Source organism: Streptomyces polygonati (assembly GCF_042650325.1).
Lineage (GTDB): Bacteria > Actinomycetota > Actinomycetes > Streptomycetales > Streptomycetaceae > Actinacidiphila > Actinacidiphila polygonati.
The window spans coordinates 14,038-29,932 of record NZ_JBHSBB010000047.1 but is presented as its reverse complement, the minus strand read 5'-3'; the positions used below and the strand labels follow the sequence as shown (position 1 = coordinate 29,932).

Here is a 15,895-nt window from a genome sequence, read left to right as displayed (position 1 = left end):
ATGTCCACCCCGAGCAGTGACTTCCACCGGACTCTCGACCGCATCGGCCAGGGCAAGTACGTCAGCCTGACCACTTTCCGCCGCGGCGGGCAGCCGGTGCCCACCCCCGTGGGCGGCCTCGTGCACGACGGCACCCTCTATGTCCTGACGCCGCCGGAGACCGGCAAGGTCAAACGGATCCGCGCCAACCCCCAGGTGACCGTCGCCCCGTGCGACATGAAGGGCACGGTTCCCGCCGGGGAGTCCGCCGCGCGGGCGACCGCCCGGCTGCTGGATCCCGCGGCGACCGCCCGCGTGCAGGACATGATGAGGCGACGCTTCCTCATGTACCGCCTGGTGCGGCTTGTCGACCGGGCCCTGCGCCGTGAACGCCGGCTCGTCGCCATCGCGATCGACATCACGGATCGCGTTCAGCCGATACCCATACCTTTTGTCCAGTAATGTCGGAACGCCGAATCGATCGGGCAGGAGCGGGACGGACGCGAGGAGAAACGCCATCATGTGCGACGGCCGTGAGCGGTTCGCCCGGCGGGCCGCCGCTCCATGGAGCCTCCCCCTGGCCGTCCTTGCCGCCCTCGTCCTGATGGGCGCCGCCCTCGCGCCCGCCGCACACTCCGCCACCGGCGTCGACACGGTCGCCGCCGCGCTGCGGAACGGTCCGGTCTTCGTGGATCCCCGGGTGGCGGGCCAGATGTCCCCGGCGCAGGCCACCGCGCTCGCCGACCGGATCACCGGAGCCGACAAGCCGGTCTTCGTGGCCGTGCTGCCCGCCGCTCCGGAGTTCCCCGCCGCCACGGCGCTCCAGGACCTGAGATCCGCGGTCGGCATCACCGGCGTCTACGCCATCCACCTCGGAAGCCGGTTCAACGCCGGGGCCGATCCCCAGGTGATGCCCCGCAGCGCGGTGGTCAATCTGGTCGGCCAGGTCCAGCGCTCCTCGGGTGGCGACACCGTCACCGAAGTGAACAGCTTCGTCGACCAGGCCCTCCGGCAGGCCGGCGGCCACGCGCCGAACACCTGGCGGAACGACCCGGCCGGCTCCGGCTCCATCGGCTCGGGAACGACCGCCCTCATCGTCCTGGTGGGGCTGGCGGCCCTCGTCGCCGCCGGCGGTCTTGTGCTCTCCAGGCGCCGCCGCAAGGCCAGGGCCGCGAGGGAGCGGGCCCAGCTCGACCGGCTGCGCACGGTCATCGACGAGGACATCACCGCCTTCGGCGAGGAACTGGACCGGCTGGACTTCCGGCCCGCCGACCCGGTCGCCGACGACCCGATGCGGGGCGACTACGCCCGCGCCCTCGACCTGTACGAGCGCGCCAAGTCGCTGATGACTTCAGCCTGCCGACCGGACGACGTACAACCGGTCACCGAAGCCCTGGAGGACGGGCGCTTCGCGCTGGCGACACTGGACGCCCGCAGGGCCGGCCGCCCGTTGCCCGAACGGCGACCCCCCTGCTTCTTCGATCCCCGGCACGGCCCCTCGGTCCGTGACGTGGCCTGGGCGCCGCCCGGCGGCACACCCCGTGAAGTGCCCGCCTGCGCCGCGGACGCGGTCAGGATCGAGGACGGCGGCACCCCGCTGTCCCGCACGGTGGACACCCCGTCCGGCCCCGAGCCCTACTGGAACGCCGGCCCGGTCTACGGCCCCTACGCGGGCGGCTACCTCGGCGGCGGCCTGCTGCCCGGCCTGCTGATCGGCACCCTGCTGGGCGGCTCGCTCTACGGTCCGGGCTACGGCGACGGTTACGGCTACGGGGGCTACGACGGCTACGACGGCTACGACGACGGCGGCCCCGGCAACGGTCCCGACGGCGGCGACTCCTCCGGCTCCGGATTCGACCCGGGTGACTTCGGCGGCGGCTCGGGCGGCGGGGGCGGATCCGACGGGGGCTTCGACGGCGGCGGCTTCGGATGAAGCCGCCGTCATACCCTCCGAAGGCGCCGTGGAGCCGCCCGCGCCAGGTCCCCCGTCCCGGTCACGACAGGCCCGCGATGATGCCGGCGACGGTCTGCGGCTGGGACAGGAACGGGTGGTGGCCCGCCCTCACCTCGATGACCTCGTCCGCGCGGCGGGAGAATCCGCGTTGCGCCGCCGCCGGGGTGCCCCGGTCCTCGGTGCAGACCAGATACGTCGTGGGCAGGTCGTGCCAGGCCGCCGCCCGTACCGGCTGCCGGGTCACGGCCAGTGTCTGCCGGACCAGAAGGGCCGCCGCGTCGCGGGCGATGTCCGGCGGGCAGTCCTGGACGAAGGTCTCGGCGAACAGCTCGGGCCGGGCGCCGAACGTGCCGCCGCCGGGGTCGAAGTCCAGGAACGGCGGTGGTGTGTCGGTGCCGAACGTCGACAGCGACTCGCCGGGCTCGGGCAGATAGCTCGACACCAGCACCAGGTGACGCACCGCCTTGACGCCCACCGCCGCCTCGGCGGCGACGATGCCGCCGTAGCTGTGCGCCACGACCACGACCGGTTCGTCCCCCTCGGTCAGGACAGCCCGCACCGCGGCGACGTCCTCGGTCAGCCCGGGGCCCCGCGGTCCGGCCGGCCGGTCCCCCTCGCCGCAGCTCGGCAGCGCCGGGGCGACACTGCCGATGCCCCGCTCCCGCAGCGCCGCCGCGGCCAGGTGCCACCACCACGATCCGTCACGAACGCACGCCCCGTGCACGAAGGCAACACGCATCCCATCCTCCTCGATCCGGTGTCCCGATCACTCGGACCAACGGTAGACGTATCGCCGATTACGTGAAAAAGTGCGGCGATGGGACGGCACAAGCAGCCCGAGATCCGCGACCGGATCCTCGACGCCTGCGTCGACCACGCGCTCGCGCACGGGCTGCCCGACCGCCTCGAACCGTTCGCGGCGGCGGCAGAGACCTCGACCCGGATGCTGATCTACCACTTCGGCACCCGGGACGCGCTGCTGCGGGAAACCCTGGGACGGGCGCGGCGGCGCCAGCGCGACTTCTTCGGCGAGCTGGTGTCCCCACGGGCGGACGAGCCCTATCCGAGCACGCTGCGACGGGCCTGGCGGGTCATGACCGGTCCGGCCGGCCGCCCTTACCTCAGCATGTTCGGCAGGCTGCGCGAGGATGCCGGGCAGCAGTTGTGGCCGGACTTCCGTCGCGAGGCCACCACCGACTGGCTGCGACCTTTCGAGGACGGCATGCGAAGCGTCGGCCGACCCGAACTCGGCACCCTCGTCCTCGCGGTCGTCCGCGGTCTCATCATGGACATCGAGGCCACGGGTGAGGTGGCGCGGGCCGATCAGGCCTTCGACGATTTCCTGGCCGCGCTCGCCTCCGTCACCACTTCTCACGGCGGCATGCTTCCACCGGAGACCGCCGCGGATACGCCGGCGGCACGAGCGGCGACCGGACCGCCGGCCTGATGCTGTCACCGGACGCCCCCACGAGTCGGTCCGCGCCGACCGGCCGGGCTCCGTTCGGTGGCCCTCAGCCCGCGAGTTGGGGATACAGCGCCTTCGGGCCGAAGGCCAGGCCGCCCTGCACGCCCTTGCTGATGTCGTCGGCGACCACCTCGTGCAGGCCGGCCTCGACTCCGTCCAGCGCGATCCGGGCGATCTTCGCCGGGTCGGACTTCGGCACATCGAGCGCGGCCGTCATGTCCGTGTCCATATAGCCGACGTGCAGCGCCGTGACCTGGGTGCCCTGCTCGGCGAGCGCCAGCCGCAGGGAGTTGGTCACCGACCACTGCGCGGACTTGGCGGCCGAGTACGCGGCGCTGCCGGGGAAGGCGATCCAGGACAGCACCGACAGCACATTGACGATCGCGCCGCCGCCGTTGCGGGCCAGGACCGGGGCGAAGGCCCGGCTCACCTCGAGGGTGCCCAGGACATGTGTGTCGAACTCCAGCCGGAAGTCGGCCGCGCCGCCCTCCAGGATGGTTCCCCCGGTGGACGACCCGGCGTTGTTGATCAGCAGGGTGACGTCCTGCGCCGCCGCGGCCGCCGCGCGTACCGAGTCCGGGTCCGTGACGTCGAGGGCCAGCGGTACGGCGCCGGGCACGGTGACCTTCCTGGGGTCGCGGGCCGCGGCGTAGACCTTGCTCGCCCCGGCGTCGAGGAGCGCGCGGACGAACCGCTCACCGAGTCCGCGGTTGCCGCCGGTGACGAGTGCCACGGAGCCGTCGATCTTCATGGGGGTGTCCTTACCTGTGCGGATGGAAGGGGTGGGTCGCTCGCCGACCGGCAGGAAACCGATCGGTGTCCATGACAGTAAACCGATCTGTTTCCTGTGTCGACCCATCGCGCTAAACTCCCCCTATGAGCAAGACCACACCGGACCCCCGACCGGCCGGGCGAGCGCAGCGGACGGTCAAGCCCTCGCCGCGCGACCGCCTGCTCGACGCGGCGGCCGAGCTCTTCTACCAAAAAGGCGTGGGCACCGGCATCGACGCCCTGTGCAAGGCCGCCGGGGTGTCCAAGCGCTCGATGTACCAGCTCTTCACCAGCAAGGACGAGGTGCTGGCCGCCGCGCTGGAGAGGCAGGAGGCGGGGCTGTCCGCCCTGCTGCTCCCGCCGCCCGGCGCGCCCCGGGATCCCCGCGCCCGGCTGCTCTACGTCTTCGAGCGGCTGGAGGAGGCCGCGCTCTCACCCGGCTACCGCGGCTGCCCGTATCTCAGCACCCAGGTCGAGCTGAAGGACCCCGAGCACCCCGCGAGCATCGTGGCCGCCCACGGCAAGCAGAACCTCAGCGACTTCTTCCGCGCCGAGGCCGAACACGGCGGCGCGGCCGACCCGGACAGGCTGTCCCGCCAGCTGACGCTGCTCTACGACGGGGCGAGCGCGCGGGCCGGCATCGGAGCGGACCCGCTGGACGGGCTGGCGGTGGCCACCGCCGCATCCCTCATCGACACGGCCGGCGTCGCCTGACGACCGCGCCGGCAGGTGGCGGACGGCGGAAAGCGGCGGGGCAGTGGCGCGCGGCGCCTCGGTCACCGGTTCGGCGCCGCGCGGCCCGGGGCGCCCCGACACGCCCCCGCGCGCCCGTCCCGACCGCGTCCCGCCCGGACACACAGCCTGCCGCCGTAGACTCCGCCGCCGTGCGATCCGAAGAGGAGAACGACCCCCCTGACCGGGGGACCGACCGCGAGCCGGCACCCCTCAACGCCCGTGCGGCGGCCGGCCGGCGGGTGCGCCCCGCCCCCGGCGGCGCCCGGGCCGGCCGCCGGGAGAAGCCGGCCCGGAGCGCCCGGCCCGGGCAGCACGGCCCGGCTCCCACGGACGAGCCCGGCCGGCCCCGCGCCCGCCGCCTCTTCGAAACGGTCGACACCGGCGCCGGGCGTCCCGGCAGCGCACTCACGGAGGTTCGGTGACGGTCAGTCGACCCGCAACGCCAGGGCCGCCCGTTCCGGCGGCCGACCCGCCCGCCGCGGCAACCCCGGTGGCGACCCCGGCGCAGGCCCCGATCCCGGTCGGCTGGGTCCGCCGGCTGGGCGGCTACTGCCTGCGCCATCGCGGCGATCTGTACACCGCCTTCCTCGGCGCGATGCTCGCGGCCACCGCGACCGCGACCCTGCCCCTCGTGCTGCGCCATGTCGTGGACGGCGTCGCGGCCGGCACCACCAGCTCCCTCGCGCCCTGGACCTCACTGCTGGCCGCGCTGGGGGCGCTGCGCTTCGGCGCCAGCTTCCTGCGCCGCTACCGGGCCGGACGGCTGTCACTCGGCGTGCAGTACGACCTGCGCAACGACGCCTTCGCCGCCCTGCTGCGACTCGGCGGCGCCCAGCAGGACGCGCTGCGCACCGGGCAGATCGTCAGCCGCTCGATCTCCGACATCACCCTGATCCAGACCCTGCTGCAGTTCCTGCCGAACATGACCGGCAACGCGCTGATGTTCGTGATCTCGCTGGTCTTCATGGCGGTGCTCTCCCCGCTGCTGACCCTGGTGGCGCTGGTGGTCGGCCCGCTGCTGTGGCTGATCGCGCTGCGCAGCCGCCGTGACCTGTTCCCGGCGAACTGGCACGCCCAGCAGGAAGCGGCCGAGGTCGCCTCGGGCGTGGAGGCGACCGTCTCCGGGGTACGGGTGGTCAAGGGCTTCGGGCAGGAGCAGCGCGAGCTGGTGGCACTGGAGCAGCGCGCCCGCAAGCTCTTCTCCTCCCGGCTGCGCGTGGTGCGCTACACCAGCCGCTACAACCCGGCCCTGCAGGCCGTGCCCGCGCTCGGGCAGGTCGCGGTGCTGGCGCTCGGCGGCTGGCTGGCGCTGCACGGCCGGATCTCGCTCGGCACCTTCCTCGCCTTCACCACCTATCTGGGCTCCTTCGTCACCCCGGTCCGCCAGGTCGCCACCCTGCTCACCGTCTGGCAGCAGGCCAGGGCCGGCACCGAACGCGTCCTGGAGGTCATCGACGAGGCACCGGTCATCACCGACGCCCCGGACGCCCAGGACCTGCCCGCCGAGCCGCCCGCCCTGAGCTGGCAGGACGTCACCTTCGGTTACGGCGGCGCCGAGCCGCTGCTGCGCGGCTTCACCCTCGACATCGCGGCCGGCGAGACCGTCGCCCTGATCGGACCGGCCGGATCGGGCAAGTCCACCGCCGCCGCGCTGCTGCCGCGCTTCTACGACGTCCCCTCCGGCGCGGTGCGCGTCGGCGGCGTGGACGTCCGCGCGCTGCGGCTGTCCTCGCTGCGGTCCAGGATCGGCTACGTCTTCGAGGACAGCCTGCTGCTGTCCGACACCGTCCGGGCCAACATCGCCTACGGGGACCCGGACGCGAGCGAGCACCGGATCGCGGAGGCGGCCAGGATCGCCCGGGCCGACGAGTTCGTCGAACGCCTGCCGCAGGGCTGGGACACGGTGATCGGCGAGCAGGGCCTGACCCTGTCCGGCGGCCAGCGGCAACGGGTCGCGCTGGCCCGGGCGCTGCTCTGCGACCCGGCCGTCCTCGTGCTCGACGACGCCACCTCGGCGATCGACGCACGGATCGAGTCCGAGATCCACACCGCCCTGCGCGAGGCCACCCGCCGCCCCACCACGCTGATCGTCGCCCACCGCCGGTCCACACTCGAACTCGCCGACCGGATCGCGGTCCTGGACGGCGGCCGGGTGGTGGACACCGGCACGATGGACGAACTGCGGGCCCGCTCACCGCTGTTCCGCTCCCTGCTGATGGCCGTCGGCGAACCGTCGCCGACCGGGCCGGAGCTGGACGGCGCCAGGGCTCCGGAAAACACGGCGACCGGCCCGGCCGGGCACGTGTCCACCGCCGACGTGTCGGCCGAGCAGGTCATGGCCGAGGTGGCCGCCTCGCACGACCCCGGTGATCGGCTGCCCGCCGACGAGCGGGAACCGGCCCCGGTGCCACCTGCCGTCACCGCCGAGCTGTGGCGCCGCTCCGACACCGCAGACCCCGAACGGCAGGAGGGCACCGAGCTCAGGGCCGCCCAGATGATGGCCATGGCGGCGGCCACCGCCGGCCGCCGCGGCCGGGGCGCGCCCGGCGCCGGCGTGCTGGGCTCGGCCCCGCCGACCCCGGAACTGCTGGCCGGACTGGCCAGGATGCCGCTGCCGGAGCGGGACCCGGACGTCCCCACCGACGAAACCCGCGCGGCCGACCCGCACTTCGGCCTGGGCGCGCTCATCCGCCCCTTCCGGGTGGCACTCACGCTCGGCCTGCTCCTGGTCGCGCTGGACGCCGTCGCCCAGATCGTGGTGCCCGTACTGGTCCGCCAGGGGGTGGACCAGGGCGTGGCCCGGCAGTCCGGGAAGGTGCTGCTGATCGCGGCCGGCGCCGCCGCGGTCGTGGTCCTCGCGGACTGGGCGGTGTCCGTGGCCCAGTTGCGCACCACCGGACGCACCGGGGAACGGCTGCTCTACACCCTGCGGGTGAAGACCTACGCGCAGCTCCAGCGACTCGGCCTCGACTACTACGAACGCGAGCTCGGCGGCCGGATCATGACCCGGATGACCACCGACGTGGACGCCTTGTCCAACTTCCTGCAGACCGGCCTGATCACGGCGGTGGTCAGCCTGCTCACCGTGTTCGGCGTGCTCGTCACCCTGCTGGTCATCGATGCCGGACTGGCCGTCGTGCTGCTCTGCGCGCTGCCGCTGCTGATCGGGGCGACCGCGCTGTTCCGCCGCTACTCGGTGCCCGCCTACCAGGAGGCCCGCGAACGGGTCAGCGCCGTCAACGCCGACCTCCAGGAGAACGTGACCGCCATCCGCGTCACGCAGGCCTTCCGCCGCGAGGAGCGCAACGCCCGCGACTTCGCGGTGCTCGCCTGGTCCTTCCGCGACTCCCGGCTGCGCGCCCAGCGCTACATGGGCACCTTCTTCCCCTTCGTGGAGTTCCTCGGCACCCTGTCCACCGCCGCCGTACTCACCGTCGGCTCCGGCCAGGTCCGCTCCGGGGCGCTCACCGCCGGTACCCTGATCGCCTTCCTGCTCTACGTCGACCTGTTCTTCTCCCCGATCCAGCAGCTCTCCCAGGTCTTCGACGGATACCAGCAGGCCGTCGTCGGCCTCGGCCGGCTGCGCACCTTGATGCGCACGCCGACCGGCACCCCGGTCGCCGACCACCCGCTCGCCGTCCGGCGGCTGCGCGGCGGCATCGAGTTCGACCAGGTCTCCTTCGGCTACGCGGGCGGCGGCGGCCAGGAGGTGCTGCACGCGCTGGACCTGCGGATCGCACCGGGGGAGACGGTCGCCCTGGTCGGCGCCACCGGCGCGGGCAAGTCCACCGTGATGAAGCTGATCGCGCGGTTCTACGACCCGACGTCCGGCTCGGTCCGGGTCGACGGCCACGACCTGCGCGAGCTCGACCTGGCCGGATACCGCGGCCGGCTCGGCGTGGTGCCCCAGGAGGCCCACCTGTTCAGCGGCACGGTGCGGGACGCCGTCGCCTACGGTCGGCCCGACGCGAGCGACGCCGAGGTCGAGGCCGCGGCCCGCGCGGTGGGCGCGCACGAGATGGTGGCCGGGCTGCCGCTGGGCTACCTCCAGCCGGTGGGCGAGCGGGGCCGCGGCCTGTCCGCCGGGCAGCGGCAACTGCTGGCGCTGGCCCGCGCCGAACTGGTGGACCCCGACATCCTGCTGCTCGACGAGGCCACCGCGTCCCTGGACCTGGCCACCGAGAGCCGGGTCGCCGCGGCCACCGAGGCGCTGACCCGGCGGCGCACGACGCTGGTGGTCGCCCACCGGCTGACCACCGCGGCCCGGGCCGACCGGGTCGTGGTCATCGACGGCGGCACGGTGGTGGAGACCGGCACCCACGCGGGTCTGCTGGCCGCGCACGGCACCTACCGCGACCTGTGGGACGCCTTCCGCCAGACCGGCGGCGCCGCCACCGTCGACCAGCTGATCCCCGACCCGGCCGGATGACCCGCTTCGGCATCGCCTCCCGGGACGACGCGGCCGAGCCGGCGGCGGCAGACGCCCGCGCCGTACTCGCCGGGGAGGCCGGGCTGACCCTGGTCCAGCTCGCGCCGGCCTTCGTCCCGGAGCACCCCGGCGTCACCTCGGCGAGCATCGGCCCGCGCATCTTGGAGTCTTCGAGCAGCTGGACGGTCAGCTCGGCGCGGACCGGATCACACTAGGCCGGGACATAGTCGACCGGATCGACGAGAGCGTGCCGCCGGGCACCGGCCTGCCGGACCGGGACGCCGGTCGAACCCCGCCGGTCATCGCCGACCCGGCGCCGCGGCGGCGCGGCGGCCGCTGACGGCGGCCCGCTGTCACCGCGACCACCAGGCCCGGGCGAGCAGTTCGAGCGAACGCACCCGGTCCTGGTGGTCATGGGTGATGGTGGTGACCAGCAACTCATCCGCGCCGGTCGCCTGTTGCAGCACCTTGAGCCGCTCCACCACGGTTTGCGGCGAACCCGCGAACTGGGTGCGTATCCGGTCCTCGACCAGGGCCCGCTCCTCCGCAGTCCAGCTGTGGGCGGCGGCCTCCTCCGGGGTCGGGAAGGGGACGGCCCCCCGCCCCGAGCGGATGCTGTGCACCCACAGCCCGTACGGGGAGGCCAGATGCTCGGCGGTCGCGTCGTCCTCGGCGACCACCACATCGGCGGACACCAGCACATGGGGCTTGGCCAGCTTCGCGGACGGCACGAACGCCTTGCGGTAGGCCTCCACCGCCTCCAGGATCGCGGCCGGGCTCACATGGTAATTCGCCCCGAAGGGCAGCCCGAGGGCGCCCGCCGCCTGGGCGCTGGCCCCGCCGCTGCTGCCCAGCACCCAGACTTCGAGCTCGGCGCCCTCACCCGGCAGCGCGTGCGCCTCAAGGCCGTCCGCGGTACGGAAGTCGCCGCGGATCAGCGCCAGGATCTGCTCCAACTGCGCGCGGTATTCGGGCTGTTCGGCGCCGGGGAACTGGACGAGACCGGCGTAGCGGGCCAGCAGCGGCGAGCCGACCAGTGAGCTGAAGTCGAACGGAGCCGGGATCAGCAGCCCCTCGGGGGTGGTGTGCTCCTCCTTCTTCGGCGCCGGCGCCTTCACGACCGGCGGCTGGCCGCCGTCGGCTTTCGCCTTCGGCGGCGGGAAGCCCGTCCGGCCCAGGCCCAGGTCGATCCGGCCGGGGAACAGCGCGTCCAGCAGGCCGAACTCCTCCACCACCGACAGCCCCGTCCGGTGCCCGAGCTGCACCGCCCCGGCACCCACCCTGATCCGCTCGGTGGCCGCGGCGACCAGCTGGATCACCAGCGCCGGCGAGACACCCGCCACTCCGGTGGCCAGATGGTGCTCGGCCAGCCAGTAGCGGGAGTAGCCGGCCGCCTCGGCCCGCCGGGCCAGGTCCACCGTGTTGTGCAGGGCCTGCGCCGGGGTGGAGCCGGACGGGATCGGGGACAGATCGAGGATCGACAGGGGTACGGCGCCGGAGCCGGGAGCCGCTGACGCGTTCATACGACGCCGCCTTCCTGGGTGGGTGCGGGACCGACCGGGGCCCAGGGCCACGGCGGGTCGGGTATGTCCTTGCGCAGGACAGGGGCGATGTCGGACTGGAAGAGCTCCAGGGCGGCGCGGTGCTGGGCGCGGGTCAGGCCGCCCGCGTCGGCGTGCAGGTGGAGCACGCTGTGCCCGAACTCCTCGTGATAGCGGTGCACCTTGTCGATGATCTGCTGCGGGCTGCCGATCAGCGCGGAGCTGCGCTCGACGAAGTCCTCCAAGGTGGCGAAGACCGGGGTGGCACCGAGCTGCCTCTGCAGCCGGAGATTGCCCTCGAAGACCGGCCGGTAGGTGGCGAGGGCCTCCTGCGAGGTGGGCGCCGCGTAGTAGCCGGCCGTCCCCGCGCCGACCGCGGCCAGCGCGGGGTCGTGGCCGTAGTGCTCCCAGCGCTGCCGGTAGTGGCGGATGAGTTCGGCGTAGGGCTCTATCGGGTTGGTGACGTTGGCGGAGAACAGCGGGTCGCCGTAGCGGGCGGCGAGGTCCACCGATTCCCGGCTGGTGGCGCTGCCGTGCCAGACCCGGACCGGCCGCTGGAGCGGGCGGGGCCACACCTCGGCGTCCCGCAGCTCGGGCCGGAAGCGGGGGCTCGCGCTGACCTTGTCCTGCCGCCAGATCTGCCGGAAGAGCTCGTAGCTCTCCGCGTTGCGCTCCCACTGGTCGTCGGTGGTGACCTGGAACAGGTCGCGCTGGGCCGAGCCGTTGCCCTTGCCGACGATCAACTCCAGCCGTCCGCCGGACAGATGGTCGAGCGTGGCGTAGTCCTCGTAGGCACGCACCGGGTCGAGCAGGCTCAGGGTCGTCACCGCGGTGAACAGCCGGATGCGCGAGGTGAGCGCGGCGATGTGGCTGAGCACCACCGGAGGCGAGGACGAGATGAAGGGCCGCTCGTGGCGTTCCCCCACCCCGAAGCCGTCGAAGCCCAGTTCCTCGGCGAGCACCGCGTTGTCGACGACCTCCTGGAAGCGCTCCGTCGTCGGCTTCTTGATCCCGGTCAGCGGATCGGGCGCGTGCACGATCAAGGTGATGGCCAGAAATCTCACGACGCCGCCTCCCGGGAGGCCTCGCCGGCCGGGCGCGGGGTGCGAAGACCGAGGTGGTCGCGCAGCGTCGTGCCGGTGTAGTCGGTGCGGAAGACCCCGCGCTCCTGGAGCAGCGGCACCACCGTGTCGGCGAAGTCGTCCAGGCCGCCGGGGGTGATGTGCGGCACCAGGATGAAGCCGTCGGCGACATCGGCCTGCACGAAGGAGTCGATGGTGTCGGCGACGGTCCGCGGCGAGCCGACGAAGGTCTGCCGGGCGCTGGTCCTGATCATCAGGTCGCGGATCGACAGCCCCTCCGCCTCGGCCAGGCTCCGCCACTCCCGGGCGGTGACCAGCGGGTCGTGGTGGGCCCGGACACTGGCGCGGCCGCGCGCCACGGTGTGCTCGCCGGGGTCGGGGTCGATGTCCGGCAGCGGGCCTTCCGGGTCGTACGCCGACAGGTCCCGGTTCCACACCTGCTCCAGCAGCTTGATCGCGGTCTGGCCGCTGACCTGGCTGCGCCGCACCTCATGCGCCTTGTCCCGGGCCTCCTCGTCGGTGTCGCCCAGTACGAAGGTGGCGGCGGGCAGGATGAGCAGGTCCTCGCGGGCGCGGCCGTACTTCGCCAGCCGTCCCTTGACGTCCCGGTAGAAGGCCTGCCCCGCCTCCAGTTCGGAGTGCCGGCCGAAGATGGCGTCGGCGCTGGAGGCGGCGAACTCCCGCCCCTCCTCCGAGTCGCCCGCCTGGAAGATCACCGGACGCCCCTGCGGGCCGCGCGGCACATTGAACCGGCCCTCGATGTCGAAGTGCTCGTCCTTGTGCCGGAAGGCGCCGGCGGCGGGATCGGCCAGGAAGCGGCCGGACTCCTTGTTGGCGACGATCTCGTCCCCGTGCCAGGAGTCGAACAGCTCACCGGCGGTCTCCAGGAACCGCTTGGCCCGCGAGTAGCGGTCGTCCCGGGCCAGGAAGCCGCCGCGGCGGAAGTTCTCGCCGGTGAAGGCGTCCCAGGAGGTGACCACGTTCCAGGCGGCGCGACCGCCGGACAGATGGTCCAGACTGGCGAACTGCCGGGCCACCTCGTAGGGCTCGTTGAAGGTGGAGTTGATGGTGCCGGTCAGCCCGATCCGCTCGGTGACCGCGGCCAGCGCGGCCAGCACGGTGAAGGTGTCGGGGCGGCCCACCACGTCCAGGTCGTAGATCACACCGCCCTGTTCGCGCAGCCGCAGACCTTCGGCGAGGAAGAGGAAGTCGAATTTGGCGCGTTCGGCGGTGCGGGCGAAATGGGCGAAGGAGCTGAAGTCGATATGGCTGCCGGCCGCCGGGTCGCTCCACACGGTGGTGTTGTTGACGCCGGGGAAGTGGGCCGCGAGATGGATCTGCTTGGGCGTGGTCATGGCGGGGTTCGGTCCCTCCGGCTCAGGCACCGGCGGTGCCGGCGGCGTAGCGGTTGGCGGGCCTGGGCAGCCCGAGCAGGCCGCGCAGGGTCGCGGCCTCGTAGGAGCGGCGGAACGCGCCGCGGGACTGGAGTTCGGGCACCAGGCCGCCGGTGATCGCGCGCAGGTCGTGTTCGGCGTCGGCCGGACGCAGCCGGAAGCCGGTCAGCCCGTTTCGCTGGAACTCCAGCAGCAGATCGGCCAGTTGGGCCGGAGTACCGGCGAAGATCGGTGCGTCGCTCCGGTACGGCGCCTCCAGCAGCGCGTCGAGCCGGGCCCGCCGGGCCCCGGCGGCGGCCGCGTCGTCGTCCAGGAAGACCACCAGGTCCCCGAAGATGTGCACGGTCTCGGCGGCGCGGCCCGCGGCCTGCTGCTCGGTGCGGATCTCCGCCACGATCGGGCCAGCCTGGGCCGGCTCGTGCGGCGTCACGAAGCCGACGTCGGCGGAGCGGGCCACCAGCCGGTAGGGGACGGTCGCGTGCGCCAGCGCGGTCACCAGCGGCTGGCCCTGCGGCGGCCGGGGGGTGATCGAGGGCCCCTTGACGCTGAAGTGCCGCCCCTCGAAATCGATGTAGTGCAGCTTGTCGCGGTCCACGAAACGGCCGGTGGCCGCGTCGCGTATCTCCGCGTCGTCCTCCCAGCTGTCCCACAGCCGGCGGACCACCTCGACATAGTCGGCGGCCTCGTCGAAGAGGTCGGCCACCACTTCCTGGACCTGACCGCCGGCCCCCGACCCGAAGTCCGCCAGGGACAGCGGCGGCAGTACGCGGCGGCCGAAGTGCGCCGCCACATGGGTCTGCGCGGCGGCCTGGACGCGCAGCCCCGCGCGGCCGGTGCTCACATAGTCGAGGGTGGCGATCGCCTTCGACAGGTGGAACGGCTCGGTGTGGGTGGCGACCAGCGAGGGGACCAGTCCGATGTGCCGGGTCAGCGGGGCCACCCGGGCCGCGGTGAGCACCGCGTCCAGCCGGCCGCGTACCTGGTCGGTGCGGTCGTCGGGTTCGAAGGGCAGGGAGGACTGCAGGGACAGGGAGTCCTCGAAGGTGACGAAGTCGAGCAGTCCGCGCTCGGCCTCCTGTACGGAGTCGAGCCAGTAGCGGGCGTCGAGCAGCTCGCGGGGCCGGGCGTCGGGTTCCCGCCAGGCGGCCGGGTGCCAGCCCGCGTCCTGGAGGGCGACGGCGAGGTGCAGCGGGGAAGGTGGTGACAGGGACATACCGGGGGAGCCTTTCTCGATCGGCCGTGGACGGACGCGAGCGGGCAGGACCCTGGTACGTACGCGTGAGCGCGTACGTCAGCGGTGGTGCCGGAAGGGAAGCGGTCGCGTCGCGGAGGAGCGGATCAGCGGCAACAGAGTGCGCCGGCCACCCGCAGCAGATCGATGTGCTGGCGTCCGTAGAGCCGGATCAGCGGCCCGCCGGGCACGAGTACGCGTACGGCAGCGGGGTGGAAGCAGCCGCGCCGGGCGGCGGGCGCGGACGAGGAGGTCCCGTGGACGGTGCGGGCGTCGCGGACGGCGCGGTGGAACCGCGGGCGGAGCTGTGCTCGCACTGCCGTCACCCTCCCTGTCCGGACCCCAAGGTCCATTGACGCTAACCCGCCCGCGCCACCGCGCGCAATCCCCTTCCCGCACGTCCGGCCCCGTCTCCTCCGGGTCCGGGCCGGGCGGGGCCCGAAGGCCTCAGCGACCGGTGAGAGCGTCGTCCGGCACCCGCAGGAAGTGGAAGAGGACGGTCCGGCGCTTGGTGAAGCCCATCGCCTCGTAGAGCCGGATGGCACCGGTGTTCACCGCGGCCGCGTGCAGGAAGGGCGTGTCGCCCCGGTCCTGGATGCCGGCCGCCGTGTGGCGGACCAGCCGGGTGGCCAGGCCCTGGCCGCGGTACCGGTCGTCGGTGCAGACCGCGCTGATCTCGGTCCAGCCCGGCGGGCGCAGCCGCTCACCGGCCATCGCGACCAGCTCGCCGTCCCGGCGGATGCCGTAGTAGGCGCCCAGCTCGACGGTGCGCGGCATGAACGGCCCCGGCTTGGTGCGGCCCACCAGGTCCAGCATCTCCGGGACGTCGGCCGCGCCGAGCCGCACCGCTTCCGGGTCGGCCTCGCCGCGCAGCGCGGTGCCCACCAGCTGGACTCCCTGCCCTGACTGGCCGGTGGCCCAGCCCTCGGGCAGCGTCGGCACTCCGGCCAGCGCGAAGGCGTTCCCCGGACCGACCAGGGTGGCCAGGTCGGTCCAGCAGCCCGGGTCCGCGGCGTCGGCGACAGCGGTGAAGGGGGACACCTCCGGCTGGAAGCGGGCCGCCGAACCGACGATCTCCGCCAGGTGCCGCTGGCGTCCGGTCAGCGCCGCCCAGGCGACGTTGTCCAGGACGGAGGGGGCGGGACCGTTGGGCGGCACCTGCTCGTGCGGTGGCTGAAGGCTGGTCGACATGGTCGGCTGTCTCTCCGTTTTCTTCCGTACGGGTCGTGCGCTCGGCGGCATTCTCCGATCACTGATGCGAACCCGAAACCGGCGCCGGAAAATCCCGGGCCGCGGATCCGGACGGGGAAGCCG

General features: G+C 73.5%; 14 protein-coding genes. 6 read left to right on the top strand and 8 right to left on the bottom strand.

Annotation, left to right across the window (positions count from 1 at the left end):
• Complete coding sequence (locus ACFO3J_RS33045) at positions 1 to 441, top strand: PPOX class F420-dependent oxidoreductase (protein ID WP_386437584.1); 441 nt, start codon at positions 1 to 3, stop codon at positions 439 to 441.
• A gap of 58 nt (positions 442 to 499) precedes the next feature.
• Positions 500 to 1,912 (top strand): LPXTG cell wall anchor domain-containing protein, encoded by a 1,413-nt coding sequence (locus ACFO3J_RS33040; RefSeq protein WP_386437581.1) that lies wholly within the window; start codon positions 500 to 502, stop codon positions 1,910 to 1,912.
• Positions 1,913 to 1,973: 61 nt separating this feature from the next.
• Here ACFO3J_RS33040 and ACFO3J_RS33035 read toward each other — a convergent pair whose 3' ends face one another.
• Positions 1,974 to 2,672, bottom strand: a complete 699-nt coding sequence (locus tag ACFO3J_RS33035) for an alpha/beta hydrolase (RefSeq protein WP_386437578.1) — start codon at positions 2,670 to 2,672, stop codon at positions 1,974 to 1,976.
• 78 nt (positions 2,673 to 2,750) lie between these two features.
• Here ACFO3J_RS33035 and ACFO3J_RS33030 point away from each other — a divergent pair, with 78 nt between their 5' ends.
• The gene (locus ACFO3J_RS33030; RefSeq protein WP_386437575.1) at positions 2,751 to 3,380 is read left to right on the top strand and encodes a TetR/AcrR family transcriptional regulator; all 630 of its coding nucleotides are present in this window, start codon (positions 2,751 to 2,753) and stop codon (positions 3,378 to 3,380) included.
• A gap of 64 nt (positions 3,381 to 3,444) precedes the next feature.
• Here ACFO3J_RS33030 and ACFO3J_RS33025 read toward each other — a convergent pair whose 3' ends face one another.
• Positions 3,445 to 4,149: an SDR family oxidoreductase gene (locus ACFO3J_RS33025; RefSeq protein WP_386437572.1), complete on the bottom strand. Its 705-nt coding sequence runs from the start codon at positions 4,147 to 4,149 to the stop codon at positions 3,445 to 3,447.
• 125 nt (positions 4,150 to 4,274) lie between these two features.
• Here ACFO3J_RS33025 and ACFO3J_RS33020 point away from each other — a divergent pair, with 125 nt between their 5' ends.
• From ACFO3J_RS33020 to ACFO3J_RS33010, 3 genes are all read left to right on the top strand, one after another.
• Positions 4,275 to 4,883: a TetR/AcrR family transcriptional regulator gene (locus ACFO3J_RS33020; protein WP_386437569.1), complete on the top strand. Its 609-nt coding sequence runs from the start codon at positions 4,275 to 4,277 to the stop codon at positions 4,881 to 4,883.
• Positions 4,884 to 5,394: 511 nt separating this feature from the next.
• Entirely contained in the window at positions 5,395 to 9,333 is a 3,939-nt protein-coding gene (locus tag ACFO3J_RS33015) for an ABC transporter ATP-binding protein (RefSeq protein ID WP_386437698.1), read from the top strand.
• Positions 9,330 to 9,548 (top strand): hypothetical protein, encoded by a 219-nt coding sequence (locus ACFO3J_RS33010; RefSeq protein WP_386437566.1) that lies wholly within the window; start codon positions 9,330 to 9,332, stop codon positions 9,546 to 9,548. The genes ACFO3J_RS33015 and ACFO3J_RS33010 overlap by 4 nt, the downstream gene beginning before the upstream one ends.
• 138 nt (positions 9,549 to 9,686) lie before the next feature.
• Here ACFO3J_RS33010 and ACFO3J_RS33005 read toward each other — a convergent pair whose 3' ends face one another.
• From ACFO3J_RS33005 to ACFO3J_RS32980, 6 genes are all read right to left on the bottom strand, one after another.
• Entirely contained in the window at positions 9,687 to 10,856 is a 1,170-nt protein-coding gene (locus tag ACFO3J_RS33005; RefSeq protein ID WP_386437563.1) for an LLM class flavin-dependent oxidoreductase, read from the bottom strand.
• Positions 10,853 to 11,938 carry an LLM class flavin-dependent oxidoreductase gene (locus tag ACFO3J_RS33000; protein ID WP_386437561.1) on the bottom strand — a complete coding sequence of 362 codons (1,086 nt, stop codon included), beginning with the start codon at positions 11,936 to 11,938 and terminating at the stop codon, positions 10,853 to 10,855. The genes ACFO3J_RS33005 and ACFO3J_RS33000 overlap by 4 nt, the downstream gene beginning before the upstream one ends.
• Complete coding sequence (locus ACFO3J_RS32995; protein WP_386437558.1) at positions 11,935 to 13,311, bottom strand: NtaA/DmoA family FMN-dependent monooxygenase; 1,377 nt, start codon at positions 13,309 to 13,311, stop codon at positions 11,935 to 11,937. The genes ACFO3J_RS33000 and ACFO3J_RS32995 overlap by 4 nt, the downstream gene beginning before the upstream one ends.
• A gap of 22 nt (positions 13,312 to 13,333) precedes the next feature.
• A complete protein-coding gene (locus ACFO3J_RS32990; protein WP_386437555.1) occupies positions 13,334 to 14,563 on the bottom strand; it encodes an LLM class flavin-dependent oxidoreductase in 1,230 nt (409 codons plus the stop codon).
• A 125-nt stretch (positions 14,564 to 14,688) separates the two neighbouring features.
• Complete coding sequence (locus ACFO3J_RS32985) at positions 14,689 to 14,898, bottom strand: putative leader peptide (protein ID WP_386437552.1); 210 nt, start codon at positions 14,896 to 14,898, stop codon at positions 14,689 to 14,691.
• A gap of 130 nt (positions 14,899 to 15,028) precedes the next feature.
• The gene (locus tag ACFO3J_RS32980; protein ID WP_386437549.1) at positions 15,029 to 15,772 is read right to left on the bottom strand and encodes a GNAT family N-acetyltransferase; all 744 of its coding nucleotides are present in this window, start codon (positions 15,770 to 15,772) and stop codon (positions 15,029 to 15,031) included.
• Between the last annotated feature and the right edge of the window lie 123 nt (positions 15,773 to 15,895).